We start from the raw sequence: 26,614 nt of genomic DNA, 5'->3' as shown, positions 1-26,614 counted from the left end.
TAGTGCCCCGCGTGCGTGTGCGGCGTACGGGCCCGACCCTGCCGATCCCTCCCCGGGTGCGACCCCGGGGCCCGGCCGCGCGCTACGCGACGGTCCCGTACTTCTCCGTGTACGTACGGGCGAGTTCGAGCAGACCGGACTCCATCCACTCGGCCGCGACCAGCGTGCTCGGCAGCAGCGCGCGCTCGGTGGTCGCGGCCCGGTGCAGCAGCGCGACCGTGACCTCGTGCGCCGGCCGGTGCACGACCGTCACCGGGTCGCCGGCCCGGATCTCGCCCGGCTCGATCACGCGCAGCAGCGCGCCCGGACCGGCGGTCGACTGCGTGAAGCGGCGGACCCACCCCTTCACCTCACCGCCCTGCTCCTCGAGGAATCCGGCGAACGTACGGCAGGGGATGCGGCCGCCCGTCACTTCGAGGACCACGTCCGGGCCGACCCGCCAACGCTCGCCGACCAGGGCCCCGTTGACGTCGAGCCCGAGCGTGGTGAGGTTCTCGCCGAAGGAACCGTTGACCAGAGGCCGGCCCAGGTCCCGCTCCCAGAGGTCCATGTCCTCCCGCGCGAAGGCGTACACGGCCCGGTCGTCACCGCCGTGGAACCGCAGGTCGCACACCGTGTCCCCGGCTATCCCGCTCGCACCGACGCCACGCCCGCCCGGCGCCTCGACCTTCACCGGCCCCTCGACCGGACGCTTGTCGATCCCCGTCGTCCCCGACGCGGCATCGGTGTAGTCCACGGCCCGGGCCTGCCCGGCATTCACGCTCAGCAGCTTCATGAGGGGCACCCTAAGCGACCGGCCTCAAAGGAAGGAATGGTTATTCGCCGCGAGGCCCAAGCCTCGCTTATGCTCGACCTATGATCGAGGCCCGCCATCTCCGCGTCCTGCGCGCCGTCGCCGCGACCGGCTCCTTCTCCGCCGCCGCGCGCGAACTGGGCTGCACCCAGCCCGCGGTGAGCCAGCAGATGAAGGCGCTGGAATCCTCCGCGGGAACGCCCCTGCTGATCCGGACCGGCCGCGAGATGCGGCTCACCCAGGCGGGCGAGGCCCTGGTCCGGCACGCCTCGGGCATCCTCGCGGGCCTCACGGCCGCGGAGGAGGAGGTGGCCGCCATCGCGGGACTGCGCGCCGGCCGGGTCCGCCTGGTCTCCTTCCCCAGCGGCAGTTCCACCCTGGTCCCCACGGCCCTCGCCGCCCTGCGCGCGGCGCACCCCGGCACCCGGGTCTCGCTGGTGGAGGCCGAGCCGCCGCGCTCGGTGGAGATGCTGCGGGAGGGTGACTGCGACGTGGCCCTCGCCTTCCGCTACGGGGCGGGGCCGGACGAGTGGAACGACCTCGTCGTCCGTCCTCTGCTCGCCGACCGCCTGGTCGGCCTGGTCCCCGAGGGGCATCGGCTCGCCGACGCCGAGTCGGTGGGCATCGCCGAACTGGCCGACGAGTCCTGGATCGCGGGCTGCCCGCGCTGTCGCCGCCAGCTCGTGGACGTCTGCGAGGAGGCGGGGTTCACCCCGCGCATCGACTTCGCGACCGACGACTACCCGGCCGTGGTCGGGCTGGTCGGTGCCGGCCTGGGCGTGGCCGTCCTCCCGGCGCTCGCCATCGAGTCCGTACGGCCCAAGGGGGCGCGCACCGTGACGGTGGAGCCGGCTGTGGAGCGCGAGATCGTCGCCCTCACGCTTCCGGACCTGGCCCAGGTCCCGGCCGTCGCGGCCACTCTGGACGAGCTGACCCGCGCGGCCACGCGCGCGTAGTACCGCCGGCGCACGACGCGTGCGCGGACGTACGGGGAATTCGTCCGTGCCGCACGCCCCGGGCTGCGCGGCACGGCCCCGTCGCGCCGGGGTGGGGTGTGGTCCCGGCTCCGTTCCCCTGACGTGCAGAAACGTTCCTTCAGGTCTTCAGGCGCGCCCCACGCCTGCCGAACTCGTTGCCGTGGCCGATGCCGTGATCAGGCGGTTGCGGGCTCGTCCCATGAGCTCTTCGCGTTCGTCCTCGGTGAGGCCGCCCCAGACGCCGTAGGGCTCCCGCACGGCGAGTGCGTGTGCCGCGCACTGCGCGCGTACAGGGCACCGCATGCAGACCTCTTTCGCCGAGTTCTCACGCGCACTCCGTGCCGCGCCGCGCTCTCCCTCGGGGTGGAAGAACAGGGAGCTGTCCACTCCGCGGCAGGCCGCGAGGAGTTGCCAGTCCCACAGATCGGCGTTGGGTCCGGGAAGGCGGGAGAAATCTGCCATTGCGCTTGTCCCCTTGAAACCGTGTCGAACGGATAGGTGGGCGGGTGGATGGCTGATGAACCGGGGGCCCTTCACCCCCCGCGGGGTCTCGCGTACCCACTTTCGCGGGCTCGATCCGACCGTACAACTACTGTCTTAGTAGATGTAAATATGACTCATTGCGAATCTAGCCACAGACACCACAAAAAGGGAAGAAAACCCGCTAAATGGGGCATAGCTACCAGCGGCGGACGGATCGCCCGCGTCACTCTCCTCCGCGTACGCCCCCTCACGTAGAGTGCCGAAGGCGGCCGTCCGACCCGTAACTCTTTCGAGTGACCATCGTTGAGAGTGCGGAGGCGGTTGAAGGAACAAGCGCTCGGGCAGGTGTCCGAGGGCGTCAACCGCACAGGTGACGATACGTAACAGCCCTGGAGGCTCAAGGTGACGCGCATCAGCTGCGGAGGGCGGCCATGACATCCGTCCTCGTCTGCGACGACTCCCCGCTTGCCCGAGAGGCGCTTCGCCGCGCGGTCGCGACCGTGCCCGGCGTGGAGCGCGTGACCACCGCGGCCAACGGCGAGGAAGTCCTCCGCCGCTGGGGCGCGGACCGCTCGGACCTGATTCTGATGGACGTACGCATGCCCGGTCTGGGCGGCGTGGAGACCGTCCGCCGACTGCTGTCCGCGGACCCCGGCGCCCGCATCATCATGCTCACCGTCGCCGAGGACCTGGACGGTGTCGCGCTCGCGGTCGCCGCGGGCGCCCGTGGCTACCTGCACAAGGACGCCTCGCGCGCCGAGTTGCGGGCCACGGTCACCCAGGCGCTCGCCGACCCGACCTGGCGGCTCGCCCCGCGCCGGCTGCGGTCGGCCGAGATGGGCGCGGCGCCGACGCTCACCGCGCGGGAGATCCAGGTGCTCGAGGGCATGAGCCACGGCCGGTCGAACGCGGAGATCGGGCGTGAGCTCTTCCTCTCCGAGGACACCGTCAAGACCCATGCCCGACGCCTGTTCAAGAAGCTGGGCGCGTCGGACCGGGCGCACGCCGTCGCCCTCGGTTTCCGCTGGGGCCTGGTCCGCTAGTCGAAGCCCTGCCGCGGCGGCCCTCGTGTCCCGCTGCGGCAGCGGCGTGCGGCCCCGCGGCGGGAGCGGCTTGAGTCCCGCTGTGGAGCAGCTTGTGTCACTTCCGCGCGGGATGCCGCATCCTTGAGGTGTGGAGTTCCTCGGGGACGAGTCGATCGAGCGGGAGGGGAGGGCGCAGGAGATGAGTTCCGGCGCACCTGCTCATAACGCTTCGGTGCACAACTACGGACGCGGTGCCGCGAATCCTCAGGCGTCAAGGCACCATGGAGCGATGCGCGACGACGAGACCACGGTGATCGGTGCACTCGTTCACCGTGCCGTCGAGGGCGACGAGCAGGCGACGCACGACCTTCTGGCGCGCGTGCACCCCCTCGCCCTGCGCTATTGCCGTACGCGGCTGAACCGGCTGCCCGGTGATGCTCGCCACTTCGTCGAGGACCTCGCGCAAGAGGTCTGCGTCGCCGTCCTGATGGCGCTGCCGCGCTACAAGGACACCGGCAGGCCGTTCGAGGCCTTCGTCTTCGCCATCGCCGGACACAAGGTCGCCGATCTGCAGCGGGCCGCCATGCGGCACCCGGGCTCGACGGCCGTGCCCTCCGACGAGATGCCGGAGCGGCCCGACGACTCCCTGGGCCCGGAGGAACGTGCGCTGCTCAGCGACGATGCCGAATGGGCCAAGAGGCTGCTCGCCAATCTGCCGGAGAACCAGCGGGAGCTGCTGGTGCTGCGGGTGGCGGTCGGACTCACCGCCGAGGAGACCGGCCAGATGCTCGGCATGTCCCCGGGGGCCGTACGGGTGGCACAGCACCGCGCGCTGAGCCGGCTGCGCGCACTGGCCGAGCAGTAAGGGTCGAAGGGGCCGGATGGCCCTCACGTACACGTACGAACGTCCAAAGCTGCCGGCTGATCTTGATCGTGGAATGAGACACCGCCGAGGCCCGTTAGCATGGACATCCGCACCGATCAAGGCCATTGGGGAAGGTGTCATGACTGTCTACGTCGACGGAGTGCCCGAGAAATTCGCGACGCTCGGGCTGACCTACGACGACGTGCTGCTGCTGCCGGGCGCGTCGGAGGTGCTCCCCAACGCGGTCGACACCTCGTCCCGTATCTCCCGCAACGTCCGGGTTCAGATCCCGCTGCTGTCGGCGGCGATGGACAAGGTGACCGAGTCCCGCATGGCGATCGCGATGGCCCGTCTGGGCGGCGTCGGCGTGCTGCACCGCAACCTCTCCATCGAGGACCAGGCCAACCAGGTCGACCTGGTCAAGCGCTCCGAGTCGGGCATGGTCACCGACCCCATCACCGTGCACCCCGACGCGACGCTCGCCGAGGCGGACGCGCTGTGCGCCAAGTTCCGCATCAGCGGTGTCCCCGTCACCAACCCGGACGGCAAGCTGCTGGGCATCGTGACCAACCGCGACATGGCCTTCGAGAGCGACCGCAGCCGCCAGGTCCGCGAGGTCATGACGCCGATGCCGCTGGTCACCGGCAAGGTCGGCATCTCCGGCGTCGACGCCATGGAGCTGCTGCGCCGCCACAAGATCGAAAAGCTTCCGCTGGTCGACGACGAGGGCGTGCTCAAGGGCCTGATCACCGTCAAGGACTTCGTCAAGGCGGAGAAGTACCCGAACGCCGCCAAGGACGCCGAGGGCCGCCTGCTCGTCGGTGCCGCCGTGGGCGCCAGCCCCGAGGCGCTGGAGCGTGCCCAGGCGCTCGCCGCCGCCGGGGCGGACTTCCTGGTCGTCGACACCTCGCACGGCCACAACAGCAACGCCCTGAGCTGGATGGCGAAGATCAAGTCGAGCGTGAACGTCGACGTGATCGGCGGCAACGTCGCCACGCGTGACGGCGCGCAGGCGCTGATCGACGCCGGTGTCGACGGCATCAAGGTCGGCGTGGGCCCCGGCTCGATCTGCACCACCCGCGTGGTCGCGGGCATCGGCGTCCCGCAGGTCACCGCCATCTACGAGGCCTCTCTCGCGGCCCGTGCCGCCGGTGTCCCGCTGATCGGCGACGGCGGTCTGCAGTACTCCGGCGACATCGGCAAGGCGCTGGCCGCCGGCGCCGACACGGTGATGCTCGGCAGCCTCCTCGCGGGCTGTGAGGAGTCGCCCGGCGAGCTGCTCTTCATCAACGGCAAGCAGTTCAAGTCGTACCGCGGTATGGGCTCGCTCGGCGCCATGCAGTCCCGTGGCCAGGGCAGGTCGTACTCGAAGGACCGCTACTTCCAGGCCGAGGTCAGCTCCGACGACAAGCTCGTGCCCGAGGGCGTCGAGGGTCAGGTGCCCTACCGCGGCCCGCTGTCCAACGTCCTGCACCAGCTCGTCGGCGGCCTTCGCCAGACCATGGGCTACGTGGGTGCCGCCACCGTCGCGGAGATGGAGTCCAAGGGCCGCTTCGTGCGGATCACCTCGGCGGGCCTCAAGGAGAGCCACCCGCACGACATCCAGATGACCGTCGAGGCGCCGAACTACAGCAGGAAGTAACAGAGCGCGACGCGTGGGGGCGGTTCCGGCATGTGGCCGGAACCGCCCCTCACGCTTGTGTCGGGGATACTGGTAGGCGCAGACGTAGAGGGAAAGGCCACACATCGTGACTGAGATCGAGATCGGGCGCGGCAAGCGCGGCCGCAGGGCGTACGCGTTCGACGACATCGCCGTCGTACCGAGCCGGCGCACCCGGGACCCGAAGGAGGTCTCGATCGCCTGGCAGATCGACGCCTATCGCTTCGAGCTCCCCTTCCTGGCCGCTCCCATGGACTCGGTCGTATCGCCGCAGACCGCGATCCGCATCGGTGAGCTGGGCGGCCTCGGCGTGCTGAACCTCGAGGGTCTGTGGACCCGGTACGAGGACCCGCAGCCGCTGCTCGACGAGATCGCGGAGATGGACGAGGCGACCGCGACGCGGCGTCTGCAGGAGATCTACGCCGCCCCGATCAAGGAAGAGCTGATCGGGCAGCGCATCAAGGAGGTGCGCGACTCGGGCGTGGTCACCGCCGCCGCGCTCTCCCCGCAGCGGACCGCGCAGTTTTCCAAGGCCGTCGTCGACGCCGGCGTGGACATCTTCGTCATCCGCGGCACGACGGTCTCCGCCGAGCACGTCTCGGGCGCGGCCGAGCCGCTGAACCTCAAGCAGTTCATCTACGAGCTCGACGTCCCGGTCATCGTCGGCGGCTGCGCCACGTACACCGCGGCGCTGCACCTGATGCGCACCGGCGCCGCGGGTGTCCTGGTCGGCTTCGGTGGCGGCGCGGCGCACACCACGCGCAACGTGCTGGGCATCCAGGTCCCGATGGCGACCGCGGTCGCCGACGTGGCCGCGGCCCGCCGCGACTATATGGACGAGTCCGGCGGCCGGTACGTGCACGTCATCGCCGACGGCGGCGTGGGCTGGTCGGGCGACCTGCCCAAGGCGATCGCCTGCGGTGCGGACTCGGTGATGATCGGCTCCCCGCTGGCCCGCGCCACGGACGCGCCGGGCAAGGGGCACCACTGGGGCATGGAGGCCGTCCACGAGGACGTGCCGCGCGGCAAGCTGGTGGACCTCGGCATCGTCGGCACGACCGAGGAGATCCTGGCGGGCCCGTCGCACACCCCGGACGGCTCGATGAACTTCTTCGGCGCCCTGCGCCGCGCGATGGCGACGACGGGCTACAGCGAGCTCAAGGAGTTCCAGCGCGTCGAGGTCACGGTCGCGGACGCCGAGCACAAGCGCTGACGTCCTGCCGGCAGGTACGCAGAGGGGCCCCGCACCGGATGGTGCGGGGCCCCTCGCGTGTGCGGCGTCCGCCGGGCTTCCGATGGCGCCTGGCGTCCGGCAGCGTCCTACTGAGCGGCCTTCTTGGAGCCGGAGAACGCGGCGAACGCGGCGAGCGCGAAGAACAGGAACGTCATGAAGTCCTTGCCCTCGCTCCACGCCTGCGTCAGCAGGTCGAAGTGCTCGAAGAACATCTCCGTGGCCGGGACGTTCAGTTCCTTGCCCCCGATGATGGCGATGGCGACGAGCTGTCCGCCGTACACGGCACCGAGGGAGAGCACGGCGCTCACGACCGGCAGGGCGGGGTTGCCGCCGCCGACCTTGCCGGCGGCGAAGCCGACGAGGAAGCCGACGCCGATCGCGGCCCAGCCGATCTCGCGCTCGACCGCTCCGGCGATGGCGCCGTAGACGCCTCCGGCGACGAGCGCGGCCACCAGGGCGGCGACGAGGCCCAGTCCCACGTTGTCGCGGGACGGCGCGGGCGGCGGGGCGGCCGGGTACGGGGTGGGCGCCGCGCCGTCGGCGAACGGGTTGCCGGGCGGCGGAACGGGCTGAGACATGGTGCTGATCCCCCCAGGGACGCGTGCGCACGGGTGTGCGATCGAAGAGCCCGGAGACTAGCAGTCCACTCCGACACCCGCCCGGCAGTATTCAGAGGCGGTGGGCCGCGCCCGCGGGGGTGGCGCCACGGGTGTCCAGGAGGAGTTGTGCCTTCACCGCCAGGCCCTGCAGGTCGTAGGTGCGGTGATGCTGCAGAAGGACCGTCAGGTCGGCGTGGGCCGCGGCCTCGTAGAGGGAGTCCGCGCGGGGGACCGGGAGGTCCCGGACGCGCCAGTCCGGGACGTACGGGTCGTGGTAGCTGACCACGGCGCCCAGGTCCATCAGGCGGCGGGCGATCTCGTCGGCCGGTGAGCTCTGGCGGTCGGCGAGATCGGGTTTGTACGTGATGCCCAGCAGAAGGACCCGGGCGCCGCGAGCCGATTTGCCGTGCTCGTTGAGGAGGGTCGCGCAGCGCTGGATGACGTACTGCGGCATCCGTTCGTTGACCTGGCCGGCCAGTTCGACCAGGCGGAGCGGCCGGTGGGTGCCGATGGTGTCGACGGGGACGCCGTGGCCGCCCACTCCCGGGCCGGGGCGGAAGGCCTGGAAGCCGAAGGGCTTGGTCTCGGCGCACCGGATGACGTCCCAGAGGTCGACGCCGAGTTCGTGGCACAGCACCGCCATCTCGTTCACCAGGGCGATGTTGACGTGCCGGAAGTTCGTCTCCAGGAGCTTGACGGTCTCGGCTTCGCGCGGGCCACGCGCGCGTACCACCTTGTCGGTGAGCCGGCCGTAGAAGGCGGCGGCGGACTCGGTGCAGGCGGAGGTGAGGCCGCCGATGACCTTGGGCGTGGCGGCGAAGCCGTGTGCGCGGTTTCCGGGGTCGAGCCGGCCGGGGGAGTAGGCGAGGTGGAAGTCGCGTCCCGCGCGGAGCCCCGAGCCCTCTTCCAGGAGGTCGCGGAGCACCCCTTCGGTGGTGCCGGGGTGGGCGGGCGACTCCAGCAGGACCGTCGTGTGGGGGCGCAGCCTGGCCGCGAGGGCGCGCGCGGCGTCGGTGACGGCGGTCAGGTCGAGCGTGCGGTCCGGACCGAGCGGGGTCGGCGCGCAGATGACGGCCGTACGGACCCGGCCGAGTTCCGCCGGGTTGGTGGTGGGCCGGAAGCCCCCCGAGAGCATCCGGCGGATCTCCGACGCGGTGAGCGAGCCGTCGACGGGCGGACGGCCCGCGGCGAGTTCGGCGACGGGGCGTGGATCGGTGTCGTAGCCGATGGTGTCGATGCCGGCGGCGATGGCGGCCTGGGCCAGGGGGAGTCCGATGTGTCCGAGGCCGATGACGGCGAGATCAGCGGGCATGAAGGTGGGCCGTCCTTCCCAGTAGCCGGAGGGGACGAGACGCGCAAGCCCGGTGGACAGAACGGGTCGAGCGCAATGTCAGACTAGGCGTAAATATGACCGATATGCCGCATTGCAGGGTCGAAGGTCGCCGAGTGTTATCCACAGGCGGTGGCTGAAGTCGGAGGGGCGGGACAGAATCGAGTCTGTGAGCCCGATCACGCGGGGGACGACGGGAGGCAGCGGTGAGGACAGCGACACTGGGACCCGCGGAGCGCGCCGAAGCGCTCGCGGCGATGGCCGAGCGTGAACTGGACGTGCTGGTCGTGGGCGCCGGAGTGGTCGGCGCCGGGACCGCCCTCGACGCGGCCACGCGAGGTCTGTCCACCGGCCTCGTGGAGGCCCGGGACTGGGCGTCCGGCACGTCCAGCCGGTCGAGCAAGCTCATCCACGGCGGACTGCGGTATCTCGAGATGCTGGACTTCGCGCTGGTGCGGGAGGCGCTGAAGGAGCGCGGACTGCTCCTGGAGCGGCTCGCGCCCCACCTCGTGAAGCCGGTGCCCTTCCTCTATCCCCTGCAGCACAAGGGCTGGGAGCGGCTCTACGCGGGCTCGGGCGTCGCGCTGTACGACGCGATGTCGGTGTCGTCGGGCCACGGCCGCGGCCTGCCCGTCCACCGCCACCTCTCGCGGCGCAACGCCCTGCGGGTGGCGCCCTGTCTGAAGAAGGATGCACTGGTCGGGGCGCTGCAGTACTACGACGCCCAGATGGACGACGCCCGCTTCGTCGCGACCCTGGTGCGGACCGCCGCGAGCTACGGCGCGCAGGTCGCCAACCGCGCGCGGGTGATCGGCTTCCTCCGCGAGGGTGAGCGCGTCGTGGGCGCGCGCGTCCAGGACGTGGAGGCGGGCGGGGAGTACGAGATCCGGGCCAAGCAGATCGTGAACGCGACCGGGGTGTGGACGGACGACACCCAGGCGCTCATCGGGGAGCGGGGGCAGTTCCATGTACGGGCGTCGAAGGGCATCCATCTGGTGGTGCCCAAGGACCGGATTCACTCGAATACCGGACTGATCCTGCGGACCGAGAAGTCCGTGCTGTTCGTGATCCCGTGGGGGCGGCACTGGATCGTGGGCACCACGGACACCGACTGGGACCTGGACAAGGCCCACCCGGCGGCGTCCAGCGCCGACATCGACTATCTCCTCGAACACGTGAACAGCGTCCTGGCGGTGCCGCTCACCAGGGACGACGTCCAGGGGGTGTACGCCGGGCTGCGGCCGCTGCTGGCCGGCGAGTCGGACGCGACGAGCAAGCTCTCGCGCGAGCACACCGTCGCGCACCCGGTCCCCGGCCTCGTCGTCGTCGCCGGCGGCAAGTACACCACCTACCGCGTGATGGCCAAGGACGCCGTGGACGAGGCCGTGCACGCGCTCGACCAGCGGGTCGCGGCCTGCGTCACCGAGGACATCCCACTCCTGGGCGCCGAGGGGTACAAGGCGCTGTGGAACGCGCGGGCGAGGATCGCCGCGCGGACCGGTCTCCACGTCGTGCGCGTCGAGCACCTGCTCAACCGGTACGGGGCGATGACGGAGGAGATCCTGGAGCTCATCGCCGCCGACCCGGGTCTCGCCGAACCGCTGACGGGGGCGGAGGACTATCTGCGGGCCGAGATCGTCTACGCGGCCTCACACGAGGGAGCCCGCCATCTGGACGACGTACTGACCCGGCGCACCCGGATCTCGATCGAGACCTTCGACCGGGGGACGCGCAGTGCCCGGGAGTGCGCGGAGCTGATGGCGCCGGTGCTGGGCTGGGACGAGAACCAGATCGAGAAGGAGGTGGAGCACTACGAGAAGCGGGTGGAGGCGGAGCGCGAGTCCCAGCGGCAGCCGGACGACCTGACGGCGGACGCCGCTCGGCTGGGAGCCCCGGACATCGTCCCGATCTGACGCGCCGACAGAAGTGCTTCGCCGGCGGGGCCCGGCGGGGGAGGGTTGCGGCATCCTTTCGTACGGACGGGGAACCCGAGAGGGGTGCTCCGGCGTCGGGTGGCATGGTGGGAGCGCTTTCCTCCGGGGTCGTCCTCTCGGAGTGCGGACCCGGGATCGGCATCGGTCCCTGGGTGAGAGACAATGAGCTCTCTTCCAGGGCGGGTTACCGCATCGCGCGGGAAGCGGCGGACGCGGGCGGAGATCAGGGATCGCAGAGGGGACGCATGTCGGAGGCGGAGCAGTCGCGGGACACGGCGCGGGACCCTCGGCGGAACGCCGCAGCGGGTGCCGGAACCGACGGCGACCGAGGTGTGGTTCCAGCGGCTCGTGAGGCGGAGCCGGACGAGAGGCCCGGCGAGGAATCGGCCACGCCGGCCGACGCCACCGAGGCCAAGGGTGGGGCGGGGGGAGCGGCGGCTGCCTCGAAGCCCGAGCCCGAGCCCGAGGCCCCCAGGGACGCCGCGCCCAAGGCCGCGGCGCCCAAGGCCGCAGGTCCCAGGGACGCAGTACCCAAGGACGCAGCCCGGGAGGCCGAGGCCGCCCGGGGTGCTGCTCCCGAGGGCGCGGTGCCCAAGGCCGCGGGGACCCGGGACGAAGCGCCGAAGGCTGAGGCGGTCAAAGTCGCGGTGCCCAAGGACGCGGTGCCCAAGGGTGAGAGGTCGTCAGGGGTGAAGCCTGCGGCTGGGGCGGCGGTGACGGCCGAGGGGCGTCTGCTCGCCGGGCGGTACCGGCTCGGCGGGGTGCTCGGGCGTGGCGGCATGGGCACGGTGTGGCGCGCGGTCGACGAGACCCTCGGTCGGACCGTCGCCGTCAAGGAACTGCGCTTCCCCAACAGCATCGACGAGGACGAGAAGCGACGCCTCATCACCCGGACCCTGCGCGAGGCGAAGGCCATCGCCCGGATCCGTAACAACGGCGCCGTGACCGTCTACGACGTCGTCGACGAGGACGACCGTCCGTGGATCGTCATGGAGCTCGTCGAGGGCAAGTCCCTCGCCGACGCCGTGCGCGAGGACGGCACGCTCACTCCGCACCGCGCCGCCGAAGTCGGCCTCGCGATCCTCGACGTGCTGCGCTCCGCGCACCGCGAGGGCATCCTGCACCGCGACGTGAAGCCGTCCAACGTGCTGATCGCCGAGGACGGCCGGGTCGTCCTCACCGACTTCGGCATCGCCCAGGTGGAGGGCGACCCGTCGATCACCTCCACCGGCATGCTCGTCGGCGCACCCTCGTACATCTCCCCCGAGCGCGCCCGCGGCCACAAGCCGGGCCCCGCCGCCGACATGTGGTCGCTGGGCGGACTGCTGTACGCGAGCGTCGAGGGGAGCCCGCCGTACGACAAGGGTTCCGCGATCGCGACGCTCACCGCCGTGATGACCGAGCCCGTCGACCCGCCGAAGAACGCGGGTCCCCTGCTGGAGAAGGTCATCTACGGCCTGCTCGCCAAGGACCCCGCCCAGCGGCTCGACGACGCCGGCGCGCGGGCGCTCCTCCGCGCCGTGCTCGACGCGCCCGCTCCGGTGGTCGAGCCCGAGCCGTCGCCGGAGGCCACCCGGGTGGTGCCGCTGCCGCCGGTTCCGCCCACGCCGCCGTTCGCCTCCGCTTCCTCCGCCACGAGGGAGAAGGCGACCGGCGTGGCCGCCGAGCGCGTGCGCGGGGCGCTGAAGTCCGTACGGAACGCGGCCGCCGCGGCGAAGCCGGATCCGCTGCAGGGCGGGAACCGGCCCGCGCAGCCGCGGGCCTCGCTCACCGATGTCGTGCCGCGCAGGACCCTGGTGATCATCGCCGCGGTCGTCGTCCTGGCCCTCCTCGGCACGATCCTGGCCGTCGCGCTGACCGGCGGCGAGGACGGCGCGGGCGCCAAGGGTGGCGACAAGGGCGGCGGGGCCACGGTAACGTCGGCCGGCGCCACGGCCGGGAACAGCGGTGGCCAGGACCAGGGCACGTCGCCGAGCGACCCCGGCCAGCAGGGCGGCGAGCAGCCCAGCGGCTCGGGTTCCGGTTCGGGAGAGCAGAGCGGTACGCCCTCCGGGAAGCCGGGCACCGATGGGCCCGGATCGGGCGGCACGCAGCTGCCGGCCGGCTACACGATGGTGACCAACGACCGGTTCCACTTCACCATGGCGATGCCGGCCTCCTTCCGGCTCAACGCCATCGCCGGCCGGAACTCGGGCGGGATATTCAACGCCGGCGGCGGCTACCCGCGCGTCCAGGTCGACTTCAACAGCAGCCCCAAGGACGACGCGGCCAGCGCGTGGGCCGCGGCCGTGGCCGGCGTCTCCGCCACCAGCAAGGGCTACCGGCACATCGACATCAGGCCCGTCTCGTACAAGGGATACCCGACCGTCGCCGACTGGGAGTTCGAGCGCACCGAGAAGGGCATGCGGGTCCGGATACTGAACCGCGGCTTCAAGGTGGACGCCAAGCGCGGCTACTCGATCATGATCAGCTGCAAGGCGGACGAGTGGGACGCCCCCGCGTGCAAGACACTGCGCGAGACGGCGTTCGCCACGTTCAGCCCCAAGGACTGACCGGCGCCACGTATCGTGAGAGGTCGCGGACCGTACGCAGCCGAAACAGCCGATAAGTGGACGGGCCCGGACCGGAATTGACGGTTTCGCGCGATCCGTGAGATCGGTGGGACTCGGGGGAACAGCGCGCTCGGTGGGGAGGCGTCGTGGACGATTACGCGGGAAGGGTGCTCGCCGACCGCTATCGCCTGCCCCTGCCTCCCTCGGACGACGCGCACGAGCGTGTGGAGACGCGGGCCTTCGACACGTACAGCGGGCAGGAAGTCCATGTCCGGCAGGTGCCGTTGCCCGAGGTGGTCGAGGCCGAGTTCGTCGACGCCGACGGTTCCGGCTACCGGCCGGACCACGGCCGGGGCGGGGCGACCCGCAGGCCGGCCGATCCCGCCGTGCGGCGGGCGGTCGAGGCGGCGCAGGCGGCCGCGCAGATCCCGGACCACCCGCGCCTCGACCAGGTCTTCGACGTGTTCGCCGAGGCCGGTTCGCTGTGGATAGTGAGTGAACTGGTCGAGGCGAGGCCGCTGGCCGAGCTCCTCGAAGAGCGTCCGCTCAGCCCGTACCGCGCGGCCGAGATCGGCGCCGACGTCCTGACCGCCCTGCGCGCGCTGCACGCGCACGGTTGGACCCACCGGAACATCACCCCCCGGACCGTCCTCGTCTGCGACGACGGTCGCGTGTTGCTGACCGGTCTCGCGGCGGGGGCGGCGGAGGAAGCCCTGTGCGGCTACGCCCCGGTGCCGTTGGCCGAGGAGGACCCCGAGCCCGGGCCGGGGCCCGCGTCCCCGCCCGAGCCCGGCACGGGCGTGCCGGGAGCGCGCGGGCGTACGGAGATCGAGGCGGCCGCCCGCGCCGAACTGCCGGGGGACGTCGGCGCGTCGGTGGCGAGTCCGGCCGCGGACGCACGGGCGGCCCGCGCGGGCGCCATCGCCGCCTACCGGGCGGGAGCGCGCGCCGCGGCGCGGATCGGCGACCCGGGGGCCGTACCGGTGCAGCGCCCGACCTCTGAGACCGACCCCGAATCCGTACGCGACGCCGACCCCGAAGCCGCATCCGACGCCGACCCCGAAGCCGCGCCCGAACTCGGGCCGGGCCGCTCCCTCCCGCGCCCGCCGCTGCCCACGCCCGCGCAGGGTCTCGGACCGGAGCCGCAGTGGTGGTCCCAGGCCGCGGACGACGAGGACGAGGACGACGCCGACGACGAGTACCCGGCCGAGTACCGGAAGGGGCACGGGAGCCGGGACGGCGGGCCGCCCCGTGCGTTGCTCGCCGGAAGCTGGAGCGACGGCCCCCATGCCTCGCGCGACAGCTCCGGCCCCATCCCGGCGGGCGGCGGCTCCGTTCCCGGCCCGGCCCTTCCCGCCCTCCCGGCCGGCTACACCCCCGCGCCCGCCCCGCCGCCCCCCCGCGAGCCGGTGCGCGGGCACACCGCCGGAGGCTGGGACGACCCCGCGGAGGGAAGCGGCCCCGCGAGCGTCTACCGCGGCCCGGCCACCCGCCTCGCGGGCGAGCGGGCCCGCCAGGCCCGGATCGCGGTCGTCGGCGCCGTCACCGAACGCTGGGCGCCCGAGCAGGCCGGACCGGTCCACGAGAACTGGCGGCTCGCCCCGCCCATCGGACCGGCCACCGACCTCTGGGCGCTCGGTGCCCTGCTCTACCGCGCGGTCCAGGGCCACGCCCCGTACCCCGAGGACAACGCCGCCGAGCTCGTCCAGCTCGTCTGCGCCGAGCCCCCGGCCTTCGCCGAGGAGTGCGGCCCGCTGCGCCCGGTCGTCGAGTCCCTGCTACGTCAGGACCCCACCGAACGCCCCGACTTCGAGGAACTGCGCGGCTGGCTGCGCTCCCTCGTCCGGTCCGCTCCCGAGCCGGACGCCGGCCTGGGGATCGTCCCGCTGCCCTCCATGGACGCGACCCGGCTGCCCATCGTGCGCCGACGCGGCGAGCTGGTGCGCAGGCGCCGCGGAGGAGCGGCCGGTGGCCGGCATCGCCACAGGAAGGGCAAGGAGCCCCGGGCCGTACGCCCCGACCGCCATGACGGCCACACCCGCGACCAGCGGCATGGCCGACGCCAGGACCAGCACCACGAGTTCCGGCAGGAGCGCTTCCACGAGGAGCTCCCCCAGCGTGCCCCGCGTGCGCCCCGCGCGCCGCGCACCTCCAGTGGGTCCCGCTCCCCGCGCTCTCTCGGCTGCACGCTCCTGTTCCTGATCCTGCTGCTGCTCGCGGGAGTGGTCGCGTACGCCGTGATGTTCATGCCCAAGGAGGGCGCCGAGGGCGAACAGTCCACCGGCCGCCCCACCGCGCGCCCCTCGGGGCAGCCCACCGGCACGTCCGCCCCGCCCGCCGCACCCAGTACCCAGCCGAGTGCCGCGAAGACGACCCCGCCCGCCGCCGACCCCAGCACGCCCGCCCTCGCCGCCGGGTACACCCTGCGGAAGGACCCGGAAGGCTTCCAGATCGGGGTCGCCGAGGGCTGGCGGCGCAGCCCGATCAACGATGCCGGACAAGTCCGCTACACCGGTGGCGACTTCACCCTGATCGTCGTCCCCGGCCGGGACACGGTCCAGGCCAACGGCTCCGACCCGATGGCGTACCAGCGCACCAAGGAGCGCGAGCTGCAGCCGTGGAGGGACTCCTCCTGGTCCAGCGCCTCGGGGCTGCGCCGGATCGACGTGGGGCAGCAGGCCATGGCGGTGGGCCAGTTCACCTGGCAGGACACCACCGGGCGTGAGGTCTTCGTGCGCAACCTCGCCCTGATCGACCGCGGGCGCTACCACGTGGTCCAGGTCATCGGCCCGGAGAGCGAGCGCGACAAGGTGTCGGAGATCTACGACCAGGCCGTGAAGGCGTACCGGGCGACCCGCTGAGACCGGACGACCCGTTGAGACCTTGCGACCCGCTGAGACCGTGCGGTGCGCCCCACGGGGGCCGTCGTAGATGGCCGAAAAGCGACGGGTCGGGTCGGGCTGGTCACAGTGCTGTTCCTTTGCCCGCCCCGAGGTTCCGTCCCCCGTCTCTCCCTCCGTAACCTGGCAGCAGAAGGAACAGGCGGGGGACAGTGGAACATTCGCAGAGCGCTGACACGGGGGCGGGGCTGCTGCTCGCCGGTCGTTACCGGCTGGCCGAGACCATCGGCCGCGGCGGCATGGGCAAGGTCTGGCGGGCGCACGACGAGGTGCTGCACCGGGTGGTGGCGGTCAAGGAGTTGACCGCGGGTCGGTTCGTGGGCGAGGCCGACCGGCTGGTTCTCCATGCCCGTACGCAGAAGGAGGCCCGGGCCGCGGCCCGGATCACGCACCCGGGTGTGGTCACGGTGCACGACGTGCTGGAGCACGACGACCGGCCGTGGATCGTGATGCAGTACATCGACGGGCCCTCGCTGGCGGACGCCGCGAAGGAGACCGGCACGATCGAACCCCGCGAGGCGGCGAGGATCGGTCTGCATGTCCTCGGGGCGCTGCGCGCCGCGCACGCGGCGGGTGTGCTGCACCGGGACGTCAAGCCCGGCAACGTCCTCCTGGCCCGCGACGGACGCGTCCTCATCACCGACTTCGGGATCGCGGCCATCGAGGGCGACTCGACGATCACCCGGACCGGTGAACTCGTCGGCTCCATCGACTATCTGGCGCCCGAGCGGGTACGGGGCGGGGACCCCGGCCCGGCCTCGGACCTCTGGTCGCTGGGCGCGACGTTGTACACGGCGGTGGAGGGGACCTCACCGTTCCGGCGGACCTCGCCGATCAGCACGATGCAGGCCGTGGTGACGGAGGAGCCCCCGCACCCGGGCAAGGCGGGCCCGCTGGCCCCCGTCATCGTCGCGCTGCTCCGCAAGGAGGCGGCGGACCGGCCGCGCGCGGACGAGGCCGAGCGGATGCTGCTCGACGCCATGGAGGGCCGTACGCCACGCGCCGCGCAGGCGTACGTACCGACGCGGCGGGTGGGGCAGGAGGAGCTGACCTCCGCGACCGCCCGGCTGCCCGAGCCCCAGGGCCCCTCGACCCCCGGCCCGTCGGCCACGCCCCCCTCGACCACCACCCCGACGCTCGCCGCCCCGCCCGCCCCGTCCGGCAGGGGCGGCGGCCGTGGCCGGTGGCGTACGGCGGTCCTGGCGGCCGTTCTCGCCGGGCTGGTCGCCGGTGGCGCCGTCTTCGCCACCATGAACTACTCCGGCGGGACCGTAGGCAGGGGTGGGGCCGCCGGTCCGGGCTCCGACCCCGCGGTGACGGAGCCCGCCCAGGACGCCGTCCCGGCCGGCTGGCACCGCGTCGACGACCCCGAGGGCTTCAGCCTCCTCGTTCCCGACGGCTGGAAGCGGCAGGCCGACGGCGACAACATCGACTACACCCCGGACAACGGCCGCCACCGGATCCGGATCAGCATCGACCCGACGCCCGACTTCGAGAACCCGTACGTGCACGTGCTGGACCTGGAGAAGACGCTCAAGAAGCGCATGAAGTACCAGCGGATCAAGCTCAACCAGAACACCTACCGCGACCAGGTCCGCTCGGCCCGGTGGGAGTTCACCTGGTACGAGAAGCAGGAGTTCCCGGGCCCGAGGCACGCCATCGACCAGTTGTACTTCACGGACGACGGCACCGAGTACGCCCTGTACATGTCCTCGCCGGAGTCGAGCTGGGAGACCACCCGGGAGCAGTTCGACATCCTCCTGCGGCACTGGCGGGCGCCGGGCGAGCAGACGGACTGAGCGGGCGCGAAATCCAGGAAATCGCACGCGCGCCCTACCGTAAGCCCCTGATCAGGGCTTATATGCCAGTGATCGCTGGCATGATTGTGCGCACCCGGTGAAAACGCGTTACCGACGGGTACCCAAAGACCGGAATGCGGCCTACTCTCGCCCTCATGACGGACTCGCAGGCACGCGCCACCACGCTCACGGCGGCCACCCCCACCGGTACGAACCCCCTCGCGCCCTCGCCCGCCGGTGCCCGCACCGCGGCCGACGTGGTGACGCCCGAGGTGGTCGCCCAGCTCACCCGCGGGGTCGTCGGCTCCGGCCGCACCGCCAACCACACCCCCTTCACCGGGGAGAAGCTGGCCGAGCTGCCCGAGTCCACCCCCGAGGACGTCGCCGAGGCGTTCGCCCGCGCCCGCGCCGCGCAGACCGCCTGGGCCGCGACCCCGGTCCGCGCCCGCGCCGCCGTGCTGCTCCGCTTCCACGACCTGGTCCTCGAGCGCCAGGCGGAGGTCCTCGACCTCATCCAGCTGGAGACCGGAAAGGCGCGCCTGCACGCCCACGAGGAGGTCCAGGCGGTCGCCGTCGCCGCCCGCCACTACGGCCGCAAGGCCCCCTCCTACCTGCGGCCCAAGCGCCACACCGGCGTCGTACCGACCCTTACCAAGGTCACCGAGCTCCGCCAGCCGCGCGGAGTCGTCGGCCAGATCGCGCCCTGGAACTACCCCCTGGAGCTGTCGGTCGGCGACGCGCTGCCCGCCTTCGTCTCGGGCAACGCCGTCGTGATGAAGCCGGACACCGAGACCGCGCTGACCGCCCTCTGGGCCCGTGACCTGCTCGTCGAGGCCGGACTGCCCGCCGAGGTCTTCCAGGTCGTCATCGGCGAGGGACCGGTCGTCGGCCCCGAGGTCGTCAAGCACGCCGACTACGTCTCCTTCACCGGCTCCACCCGCACCGGTCGCGAGGTCGCCCAGGGCGCCGCCGCCCGGCTCGTCGGCGTCAGCCTCGAACTCGGCGGCAAGAACGCCATGCTGGTCCTCAAGGACGCCGACATCGAGAAGGCGGCCGCCTGCGCGGTCCGCGCCTGCTTCTCCTCCGCCGGACAGCTCTGCATCTCCATCGAGCGCCTGTACGTCCACGAGTCGATCGCCGACGACTTCGTCGCCCGCTTCGCCGCCCGCACGAAGGCGATGCGCCTCGGGAACTCCCTCTCCTACGGCGCCGACATGGGTTCCCTCGTCGGCGAGCGGCAGCTGGAGACCGTCTCCCGCCACGTCGAGGAGGCCGTCGCCAAGGGCGCCAAGCTCGTCGCCGGCGGTGTCGCCCGCCCCGACGTCGGCCCGCTCTTCTACGAGCCGACGATCCTCGACGGCGTCGAGGCGCCGATGGCCGTCTGCACCGAGGAGACCTTCGGCCCGGTCGTCTCCATCTACCGGTTCACGGACGAGGACGAGGTCATCGAGCTGGCCAACGGCACTCCGTACGGCCTCAACTCCTCGGTCTGGACGAAGGACTCGCGACGCGGCCACGCCGTCGCCGCACGGCTGCGCACCGGCACCGTCAACATCAACGAGGGGTACGCGCCGGCGTACGGCAGCGTCCAGGCGCCGATGGGCGGAATGAAGGACTCCGGGCTCGGCCGGCGCCACGGTTCCGAGGGCATCCTCAAGTTCACCGAGGCCCAGACCGTGGCCCAGCAGCGGCTGATCCCGCTCGCCCCGTCCTTCGGGATGGACGACGAGAAGTACGCCGCGTTCATGAGCCTGTCCCTGAAGGCGATGAAGGCCCTGCGCCTGCGCTGACGCCGCCAGTCCGTTCCCGCCCCTTTTCGTACGAGGAGAGCCATGACCGCGGTACCCCCTGCCCAGAATCAGTACGACTACGACGTCATCGTCGTCGGCTCCGGTTTCGGCGGCTCGGTCACGGCCCTGCGCCTGACCGAGAAGGGCTACCGCGTCGGCGTCCTGGAAGCGGGCCGCCGCTTCACGCGCGCGTCCCTGCCGAAGAACTCCTGGGACCTGAAGAACTTCCTCTGGGCCCCCGCCCTCGGTCTCTACGGCATCCAGCGCATCCACCTGCTCGGCAACGTCATGGTGCTGGCGGGCGCGGGCGTGGGCGGCGGTTCGCTGAACTACGCCAACACCCTCTACGTACCGCTCGCGCCGTTCTTCAACGACCCGCAGTGGAAGGACATCACGGACTGGCGGGAGGAGCTGGCGCCGTACTACGACCAGGCCAAGCGGATGCTGGGCGTCCGGCTCAACCCGACGACGACCCCGTCGGACGTCCATCTGAAGGCGACCGCGCAGGCCATGGGGATCGGCGACACCTTCCACATGGCGCCGGTCGGCGTCTTCTTCGGGGATGGCGAGGACGCCGACGGTACGGTGAAGGCGAAGCCGGGCGCGGAGGTCGCCGACCCGTACTTCGGCGGCGTGGGGCCGTCGCGCACGGCCTGCAGCGAGTGCGGCGAGTGCATGACGGGCTGCCGCCACGGCGCCAAGAACACCCTCAACGAGAACTACCTCTACCTCGCCGAGAAGGCCGGCGCCGTCGTCCACCCCATGACGTCGGTCGTCGCCCTCACCGAGGACTCGCGGGGCGGATTCGCCGTCAAGACACTGCCCACGGACAACAGGAAGAAGGGGAAGGGGCGTACGTTCACGGCCCGGCGGGTCGTCGTCGCGGCCGGCACGTACGGGACGCAGACCCTGCTGCACCGGATGAAGGACTCCGGTCTGCTGCCCCGGATCTCGGCCCGGCTGGGGGAGCTGACCCGTACGAACTCCGAGGCGCTGGTCGGCTCGCAGACCACCGACCGGCGCTACCGCAAGAAGCACGGTGCGCAGAAGGTCGACTTCACGCGCGGCGTCGCGATCACCTCCTCGATCCACCCGGACGAGAACACCCACATCGAGCCGGTCCGCTACGGCAAGGGCTCCAACGCCATGGGCGGGATGACGATCCTCCAGGTGCCGTACGGCGCGCACCGCGTACGGAACTGGCTCCTCCAGATGGCGAAGCACCCCGTGCTCGCGCTCCGGTCCCTCTCCAACCGCCGCTGGTCGGAGCGGACCATCATCGGTCTGGTCATGCAGTCCCTGGACAACTCCCTGACGACCTTCCGCAAGCCCGGCGGTCTCGGCAAGGGCCTCCTCACCGCCCGACAGGGTCACGGCGCGCCGAACCCCAACCAGATCCCGGAGGCGACCCGTGCGGCGTCGCTGCTCGCCGAGGAGATCAACGGCTTCGCCGGCTCCAACATCGGCGAGCTGATGGGCACGCCGCTGACCGCGCACTTCCTGGGCGGCTGTCCGATCGGCGCGGACGCGGAGAGCGGTGTCATCGACCCGTACCACCGGCTCTACGGTCACCCGGGGATCTCGGTCGTCGACGGAGCGGCGGTCTCCGCCAACCTCGGCGTCAACCCCTCGCTGACGATCACGGCCCAGGCGGAGCGCGCGATGTCCTTCTGGCCGAACAAGGGCGAGGAGGACCCGCGCCCGGCTCAGGGGGAGGCGTACGTACGGCTCGCGGCGGTCGCCCCGAAGTCCCCGACGGTCCCGGCGGACGCCTTCGGCGCGCTGAAGCTGCCGTTCCTGGGGATGCCGGCGGTCCCGCCGAAGACACCGAACGTGTCGAAGACACCGAAGGCGTCGAAGGTGTCGAAGACGTCGTAACGGAAGAGGCGCTGCACCCCCCTCCGAGTGCAGCGCCTCTCCAGCTTCTGGGTGGTGCCGCATACATGACCTGCGACACCAGGGATTGGTTGCACGCCGACCACCGACTTCCTTGTGTGTTCCGCGTCACATCGCTGGTGCGTACAACCTTTCGATGACCTGTGTGGTCTGTACCTCCGCCGTCCTCCCGTGGATCTCTGAGGCCCTGGTCCATCAGCGGCCTCGGGGACCCCATCGGATCGCCCTGATCCCCGGCGGCACACCACACACGCCCGAGAGGTGCCCAGATGAGACGCCTTACCACTGCCCTCGCCGCGGCGGGGGTCCTCGCCGCCACCGGCCTCGGTGTCGGCCTCGGTGCCGGCCCGGCCTACGCCGCCGACCCGGAGTTCGCCCTGTCGGGCCCCGCCGAGGTCGGCCTGCGACCGTACCCGGCGAGCGGTGAGCCCCAGTCGGCCACCGTCGACATCGGCGTCACCAACCCGTCCGAGGACGAGGAGAACGGTGGCTTCTACGGCGACGTCACCTACACCTTCGACCTCTCCGCCCTCACCGGCGTCGCCGATGTCCGCTTCGACGGCGAAGGCGGCGGCTCGAGCGAGTGCAAGATCACCGGCACCACCGGGGTCTGTACCGACTCCAGCCTGTGGCCCGGTCTGAACAGCGTCGCCAGGCTGCAGGTGACCGCCGCCAAGGGCAGCGCGGTCGGAGCCACCGGAGACATCAAGATCACCGGCAAGGCGGAGGGCGCGACGTTCACCTCGCTCTCCACCAAGGTGACCGTCGGCGGCCCCGACCTGGTGATGCAGCCGCTCGGCCTCGACGCCGAGGTGACCCCCGGCCAGAGCCGTGCACTCCCCGTCAGCGTCGCCAACCACGGCACCTCCGCCGTGGACGGCATCCTGGTGACCTTCCTCGCCTCCCACGGCCTCCGGATCCCGGAGACCTACTCCAACTGCGACTACGCGACGCGGAGCGGGGAGTACAAGGGGTACCAGCTCACGATCTGCCAGGTGGACGGCACCATCGAGCCGGGCGCGGTCTACGAGTTCGCGCAGCCGACGACCCTCAAGGCCGCACCGCACGCCTACCTCGAGGACTTCGTCGCCCGCGTCACCGAGGACACCCCGCAGCAGCGCGCGGCGCAGCGCGGCTCCGAGACCTTCACGCGCGGCACCGGTGCGGTGCTCACGCTGAAGCGGAAGACGACCGCCGCGGCCCGGACCGCCGACCTCGACCCGTGGAACAACCAGCAGGAGCAGGGGTTCCGCGCCAAGAACACCGCGGACTTCGTCGCCTACGGCGCCTCCGTCGAGAAGGCGGCCGCCGGCGAAACGGTGAAGGCGACCGTCGGATTCCGCAACCAGGGACCGGCCTGGGTCGGTTACCTCCGCTCCCAGGAGAGCATCGGCCACGTCGCGGTCGTGATCCCGCAGGGCGCGCGCGTCACCGCCAAGCCCGACGGGTGCAGGGGCGTCACCGCGGGCGGCGACTGGCGTGAGCAGCAGCTCGGCGCACCCCGCTACCACTGCTCCCTGTCGCACATCGTCTTCGAGAACGAGGACCGCGCGCTGACCTTCGAGATGAAGGTCGAGAAGGTCATCGCGAACGCGACGGGCACCGTCGCCGTGGAGAACTGGCCGAAGGGCCACCCGGCCCTCGACTTCGACCCGTCCATGGCCAACAACACCGCCAAGCTCGTCCTGAACGGCACGGCCGGCAGCGGCACGTCCGGCGGTGGCTCCACGGGCGGTTCCGCCGGTGGTTCCGCCGGTGGCTCGCAGGGCACCACCGGCGGCTCGTCCGCCTCGGGCGGCGCGGGCTCCGCGACGGGCGGCGCCGCCACGAACGGCGCCTCCTCGACCGGGGGCGGCACGGCCGCGCAGGGCGGACTGGCCTCGACCGGCTCCACGGTCCTGCTGACCGGCGCCGCCGCGGCGACGGCCCTCGTGGCCGGCGGCGCGTTCGTGCTCGTCACGCGCCGCCGCGCCGCGGCCCGCCAGGGCTGACGCGACTCACATCCGGCAGGCCGCACAGGCGAAGCCGTACACAAGGGCCCCGTGGCGCGATTCCGGTCGCGGCGCGGGGCCCTTGGCGGTCGGCACCGGTGTCAGGGCAGCGGCGGTGCCGAGGGGGAGCGGCGCCGGGGGTGAGCGCCGCACGGGGTGGTGGGGAGGACGGGGAGGTGTGGGGTTGTCTCGCATCGTGCTGGACGGATGCCGGCGCGTCCGTCCGTCCGGACCGGTTGCGGTCGGCCCCGGGCGTCCCCGGGGACCGACCGCCTTTTCTCGGTGACCGGGCTGCTGTCCCCTGCCGTCCGGTCACGCGCACTGGGGCGAGGTCCCACGACGTACTTGCGGTACGTCACACGCCCCAGCGAAGCCACGCGTGGATTTTTCGGGCCCGCCCCTGGCTGGCACGGACAACACGACCAACGAAGGGGTACGGGAGCCGGTCACGCGCCGTACGGGTGAGAGGGCGACCGAACTCAGGTCCGTACCCCCGCCCCGGCGGGTCAGACACCCCCGCCTCCCTGGCGGGCCGCACGTCGCCCCGCGGGTCAGACGCGGCCCCGGCACAGCTCCAGGACGGTCATTGCCAGCGAGGTGCCGGGCTTGCCCAGCGCGTCCCGGTAGTGACCCAGGACCTCCATCTCGCGCGCGAGGTTCACCCGGCGCCCGCCCGAGCCGATCCGGGCCTCCTGGATCACGGCCGAGACGGCCATCCGTTCCTGGATCAGGCCGATGATCCGGTCGTCGAGAGCGTCGATGCGCTCACGGGCGTCGCCGATGAGCGCGGCGGCCTCGTCGGTGCGGGCGCCGGTCTTCTCGGCGGTGGCGGTGTTCGCGGTCATGGTGGGTCTCCTTCGGCTGTCGGTGACGGCAGCCCCGGAGCGACACGGCCCGGAAACCACGAAGCGCCCCGGGCCTTGTCGGCCCGGGGCGCCTGGGAAGTCGCTTGTCAGTTGCTCAAGCAGCACGACCATGGCAGCCGGACGGGCCGGTGCCATAGGTAAAGACGAAGGTCGTGAGCTTGCGCATGGCGACAGTATGGACCCGTTCCCGAGGGCGGGGACAAACCGGGTTCGGATGGTGAGACGAAAAGCGACCCCGGCGCGCCGGTAGAATCGACAAATAGCCCCCTTCGGGGGACCCCCTCCCTACCGCCGGAAGGCCGCCGTAGTGTCATCAGCGACTCCCGCTGCCGCGCCCGACGTCTCCAACCCGGACGTAGTCCTCGTTGTCGACTTCGGCGCGCAGTACGCCCAGCTCATCGCCCGACGCGTCCGTGAGGCGCGGGTCTACAGCGAGATCGTCCCGTCCACCATGCCGGTGGCCGAGATGCTGGCCAAGAACCCGAAGGCGATCATCCTCTCCGGCGGCCCGTCCTCCGTGTACGCGGAGAACGCCCCGCGCCTCGACCGCGAGATCTTCGAGGCCGACGTCCCCGTCTTCGGTATGTGCTACGGCTTCCAGCTGATGGCGCAGACGCTCGGCGGCACCGTCGACGACAACGGCGCCCGCGAGTACGGCCGTACGCCGCTGCACGTCTCCAAGACCGGCTCGACGCTCTTCGAGGGCACCCCCCTGGAGCAGTCGGTGTGGATGTCGCACGGCGACGCCTGCTCCGCCGCCCCCGAGGGCTTCTCCGTCACCGCGTCCACGGACGTCGTGCCGGTCGCGGCCTTCGAGAACGACGCGAAGAAGCTGTACGGCGTCCAGTACCACCCCGAGGTGCTGCACTCCACGCACGGCCAGCAGATCCTGGAGCACTTCCTCTACCGGGGCGCCGGCATCGAGCCGAACTGGACCACCGGCAACGTCATCGAGGAGCAGGTCGCGGCCATCCGCGAGCAGGTCGGCACCAAGCGCGCCATCTGCGGTCTGTCCGGCGGCGTCGACTCGGCCGTGGCCGCGGCGCTCGTGCAGAAGGCCATCGGCTCGCAGCTGACCTGCGTGTACGTCGACCACGGTCTGATGCGCAAGGGCGAGACCGAGCAGGTCGAGAAGGACTTCGTCGCCGCGACCGGCGTCCAGCTGAAGGTCGTCGACGCGCAGGAGCGATTCCTCACCGCGCTCGCCGGGGTCTCCGACCCCGAGGAGAAGCGGAAGATCATCGGCCGCGAGTTCATCCGCGTCTTCGAGCAGGCCCAGGCCGAGATCGTCGCCGAGTCGGCGGGCACCGGCGAGGACGTCGCCTTCCTCGTCCAGGGCACGCTCTACCCGGACATCGTCGAGTCCGGCGGCGGCACCGGCACCGCGAACATCAAGTCCCACCACAACGTGGGCGGCCTCCCCGAGGACCTGGAGTTCGAGCTCGTCGAGCCGCTGCGCCAGCTGTTCAAGGACGAGGTCCGCATGGTCGGCCAGGAGCTCGGCCTGCCGGACGAGATCGTCCAGCGCCAGCCCTTCCCGGGCCCCGGCCTCGGTATCCGTATCGTCGGCGAGGTCACCAAGGAGCGCCTGGACCTGCTGCGCGAGGCCGACGCCATCGCCCGCGAGGAGCTGACGGCCGCCGGTCTCGACCGCGAGATCTGGCAGTGCCCGGTCGTGCTGCTCGCCGACGTGCGCTCCGTGGGCGTCCAGGGCGACGGCCGCACCTACGGCCACCCGATCGTCCTGCGCCCCGTCTCCTCCGAGGACGCCATGACGGCGGACTGGACGCGGATGCCGTACGACGTCCTGGCGAAGATCTCGACCCGGATCACCAACGAGGTCGCCGACGTGAACCGCGTGGTGCTCGACGTGACGAGCAAGCCGCCGGGCACCATCGAGTGGGAGTGACCCCTCCCGTA

18 protein-coding genes are annotated in these 26,614 nt (G+C 71.9%); 13 read left to right on the top strand and 5 right to left on the bottom strand.

Features of this window, described 5'->3' with window-relative positions:
* Window positions 1–82 precede the first annotated feature (82 nt).
* Window positions 83–775, bottom strand: a complete 693-nt coding sequence (locus tag ACFYV5_RS16870; RefSeq protein ID WP_389169035.1) for an MOSC domain-containing protein — start codon at window positions 773–775, stop codon at window positions 83–85.
* 80 nt (window positions 776–855) lie between these two features.
* Between ACFYV5_RS16870 and ACFYV5_RS16865 the strand changes: the two genes are divergently transcribed.
* Window positions 856–1,749, top strand: coding sequence for a LysR family transcriptional regulator (locus ACFYV5_RS16865; RefSeq protein ID WP_355105223.1), 894 nt, complete (start codon window positions 856–858; stop codon window positions 1,747–1,749).
* A gap of 147 nt (window positions 1,750–1,896) precedes the next feature.
* Here ACFYV5_RS16865 and ACFYV5_RS16860 read toward each other — a convergent pair whose 3' ends face one another.
* Window positions 1,897–2,232 (bottom strand): WhiB family transcriptional regulator, encoded by a 336-nt coding sequence (locus ACFYV5_RS16860; protein WP_355105225.1) that lies wholly within the window; start codon window positions 2,230–2,232, stop codon window positions 1,897–1,899.
* Window positions 2,233–2,684: 452 nt separating this feature from the next.
* Here ACFYV5_RS16860 and ACFYV5_RS16855 point away from each other — a divergent pair, with 452 nt between their 5' ends.
* The 4 genes from ACFYV5_RS16855 (at window position 2,685) to ACFYV5_RS16840 (ending at window position 7,016) form a co-directional block, all read left to right on the top strand.
* Window positions 2,685–3,296 carry a response regulator transcription factor gene (locus ACFYV5_RS16855; protein WP_003948568.1) on the top strand — a complete coding sequence of 204 codons (612 nt, stop codon included), beginning with the start codon at window positions 2,685–2,687 and terminating at the stop codon, window positions 3,294–3,296.
* Window positions 3,297–3,567: 271 nt separating this feature from the next.
* Window positions 3,568–4,143: a sigma-70 family RNA polymerase sigma factor gene (locus ACFYV5_RS16850; protein ID WP_355105227.1), complete on the top strand. Its 576-nt coding sequence runs from the start codon at window positions 3,568–3,570 to the stop codon at window positions 4,141–4,143.
* A 139-nt stretch (window positions 4,144–4,282) separates the two neighbouring features.
* Window positions 4,283–5,785, top strand: a complete 1,503-nt coding sequence (gene guaB / locus ACFYV5_RS16845; RefSeq protein ID WP_355105229.1) for an IMP dehydrogenase — start codon at window positions 4,283–4,285, stop codon at window positions 5,783–5,785.
* A 106-nt stretch (window positions 5,786–5,891) separates the two neighbouring features.
* The gene (locus tag ACFYV5_RS16840; protein WP_355105231.1) at window positions 5,892–7,016 is read left to right on the top strand and encodes a GuaB3 family IMP dehydrogenase-related protein; all 1,125 of its coding nucleotides are present in this window, start codon (window positions 5,892–5,894) and stop codon (window positions 7,014–7,016) included.
* A gap of 107 nt (window positions 7,017–7,123) precedes the next feature.
* Here the strand turns inward: ACFYV5_RS16840 and ACFYV5_RS16835 are convergent, their stop codons facing one another.
* Both ACFYV5_RS16835 and ACFYV5_RS16830 read right to left on the bottom strand, forming a co-directional pair.
* A complete protein-coding gene (locus tag ACFYV5_RS16835; RefSeq protein ID WP_355105233.1) occupies window positions 7,124–7,615 on the bottom strand; it encodes a hypothetical protein in 492 nt (163 codons plus the stop codon).
* 91 nt (window positions 7,616–7,706) lie between these two features.
* Window positions 7,707–8,948, bottom strand: a complete 1,242-nt coding sequence (locus ACFYV5_RS16830) for a nucleotide sugar dehydrogenase (protein ID WP_355105235.1) — start codon at window positions 8,946–8,948, stop codon at window positions 7,707–7,709.
* A 224-nt stretch (window positions 8,949–9,172) separates the two neighbouring features.
* Between ACFYV5_RS16830 and ACFYV5_RS16825 the strand changes: the two genes are divergently transcribed.
* The 7 genes from ACFYV5_RS16825 to ACFYV5_RS16795 all read left to right on the top strand — a co-directional run bounded on the left by ACFYV5_RS16825 (window position 9,173) and on the right by ACFYV5_RS16795 (window position 23,828).
* Window positions 9,173–10,879: a glycerol-3-phosphate dehydrogenase/oxidase gene (locus ACFYV5_RS16825; RefSeq protein WP_389169032.1), complete on the top strand. Its 1,707-nt coding sequence runs from the start codon at window positions 9,173–9,175 to the stop codon at window positions 10,877–10,879.
* Between the two features lie 266 nt (window positions 10,880–11,145).
* Window positions 11,146–13,452, top strand: coding sequence for a serine/threonine-protein kinase (locus ACFYV5_RS16820; protein ID WP_389169031.1), 2,307 nt, complete (start codon window positions 11,146–11,148; stop codon window positions 13,450–13,452).
* A 146-nt stretch (window positions 13,453–13,598) separates the two neighbouring features.
* Complete coding sequence (locus ACFYV5_RS16815) at window positions 13,599–16,313, top strand: protein kinase (protein WP_389169029.1); 2,715 nt, start codon at window positions 13,599–13,601, stop codon at window positions 16,311–16,313.
* A gap of 191 nt (window positions 16,314–16,504) precedes the next feature.
* Window positions 16,505–18,151: a serine/threonine-protein kinase gene (locus ACFYV5_RS16810; RefSeq protein ID WP_389169028.1), complete on the top strand. Its 1,647-nt coding sequence runs from the start codon at window positions 16,505–16,507 to the stop codon at window positions 18,149–18,151.
* A gap of 155 nt (window positions 18,152–18,306) precedes the next feature.
* Window positions 18,307–19,941: a succinic semialdehyde dehydrogenase gene (locus ACFYV5_RS16805; protein WP_389169026.1), complete on the top strand. Its 1,635-nt coding sequence runs from the start codon at window positions 18,307–18,309 to the stop codon at window positions 19,939–19,941.
* 42 nt (window positions 19,942–19,983) lie between these two features.
* Window positions 19,984–21,819 carry a GMC oxidoreductase gene (locus ACFYV5_RS16800; protein ID WP_389169024.1) on the top strand — a complete coding sequence of 612 codons (1,836 nt, stop codon included), beginning with the start codon at window positions 19,984–19,986 and terminating at the stop codon, window positions 21,817–21,819.
* A 287-nt stretch (window positions 21,820–22,106) separates the two neighbouring features.
* Entirely contained in the window at window positions 22,107–23,828 is a 1,722-nt protein-coding gene (locus ACFYV5_RS16795) for a peptidase (RefSeq protein ID WP_389169022.1), read from the top strand.
* Window positions 23,829–24,379: 551 nt separating this feature from the next.
* Here the strand turns inward: ACFYV5_RS16795 and ACFYV5_RS16790 are convergent.
* Window positions 24,380–24,673: a chorismate mutase gene (locus ACFYV5_RS16790; protein WP_355105250.1), complete on the bottom strand. Its 294-nt coding sequence runs from the start codon at window positions 24,671–24,673 to the stop codon at window positions 24,380–24,382.
* 328 nt (window positions 24,674–25,001) lie between these two features.
* On the opposite strand from ACFYV5_RS16790, the gene guaA reads away from it, so the two are divergent.
* Entirely contained in the window at window positions 25,002–26,603 is a 1,602-nt protein-coding gene (gene guaA, locus ACFYV5_RS16785; protein WP_355105252.1) for a glutamine-hydrolyzing GMP synthase, read from the top strand.
* The last annotated feature ends 11 nt before the right edge of the window (window positions 26,604–26,614 follow it).

Origin of the sequence: Streptomyces sp. NPDC003035 (assembly GCF_042888285.1) — a bacterium.
Classification (GTDB): domain Bacteria; phylum Actinomycetota; class Actinomycetes; order Streptomycetales; family Streptomycetaceae; genus Streptomyces.
The sequence above is the reverse complement of the archived record's forward strand: the minus strand, read 5'-3'. Positions and strand labels throughout refer to the sequence as shown.

What these genes read in the sequence shown, in the direction of transcription:
- ACFYV5_RS16820 (WP_389169031.1), top strand. Translation starts at nt 11,146, where the DNA reads ATGTCGGAGGCGGAGCAGTCGCGGGACACGGCGCGGGACCCTCGGCGG.
- ACFYV5_RS16800 (WP_389169024.1), top strand. Translation starts at nt 19,984, where the DNA reads ATGACCGCGGTACCCCCTGCCCAGAATCAGTACGACTACGACGTCATC.
- ACFYV5_RS16860 (WP_355105225.1), bottom strand. Translation starts at nt 2,232, where the DNA reads ATGGCAGATTTCTCCCGCCTTCCCGGACCCAACGCCGATCTGTGGGAC.
- ACFYV5_RS16805 (WP_389169026.1), top strand. Translation starts at nt 18,307, where the DNA reads ATGACGGACTCGCAGGCACGCGCCACCACGCTCACGGCGGCCACCCCC.
- ACFYV5_RS16830 (WP_355105235.1), bottom strand. Translation starts at nt 8,948, where the DNA reads ATGCCCGCTGATCTCGCCGTCATCGGCCTCGGACACATCGGACTCCCC.
- ACFYV5_RS16835 (WP_355105233.1), bottom strand. Translation starts at nt 7,615, where the DNA reads ATGTCTCAGCCCGTTCCGCCGCCCGGCAACCCGTTCGCCGACGGCGCG.
- ACFYV5_RS16790 (WP_355105250.1), bottom strand. Translation starts at nt 24,673, where the DNA reads ATGACCGCGAACACCGCCACCGCCGAGAAGACCGGCGCCCGCACCGAC.
- guaB (WP_355105229.1), top strand. Translation starts at nt 4,283, where the DNA reads ATGACTGTCTACGTCGACGGAGTGCCCGAGAAATTCGCGACGCTCGGG.
- ACFYV5_RS16870 (WP_389169035.1), bottom strand. Translation starts at nt 775, where the DNA reads ATGAAGCTGCTGAGCGTGAATGCCGGGCAGGCCCGGGCCGTGGACTAC.
- ACFYV5_RS16865 (WP_355105223.1), top strand. Translation starts at nt 856, where the DNA reads ATGATCGAGGCCCGCCATCTCCGCGTCCTGCGCGCCGTCGCCGCGACC.
- ACFYV5_RS16850 (WP_355105227.1), top strand. Translation starts at nt 3,568, where the DNA reads ATGCGCGACGACGAGACCACGGTGATCGGTGCACTCGTTCACCGTGCC.
- ACFYV5_RS16795 (WP_389169022.1), top strand. Translation starts at nt 22,107, where the DNA reads ATGAGACGCCTTACCACTGCCCTCGCCGCGGCGGGGGTCCTCGCCGCC.
- ACFYV5_RS16855 (WP_003948568.1), top strand. Translation starts at nt 2,685, where the DNA reads ATGACATCCGTCCTCGTCTGCGACGACTCCCCGCTTGCCCGAGAGGCG.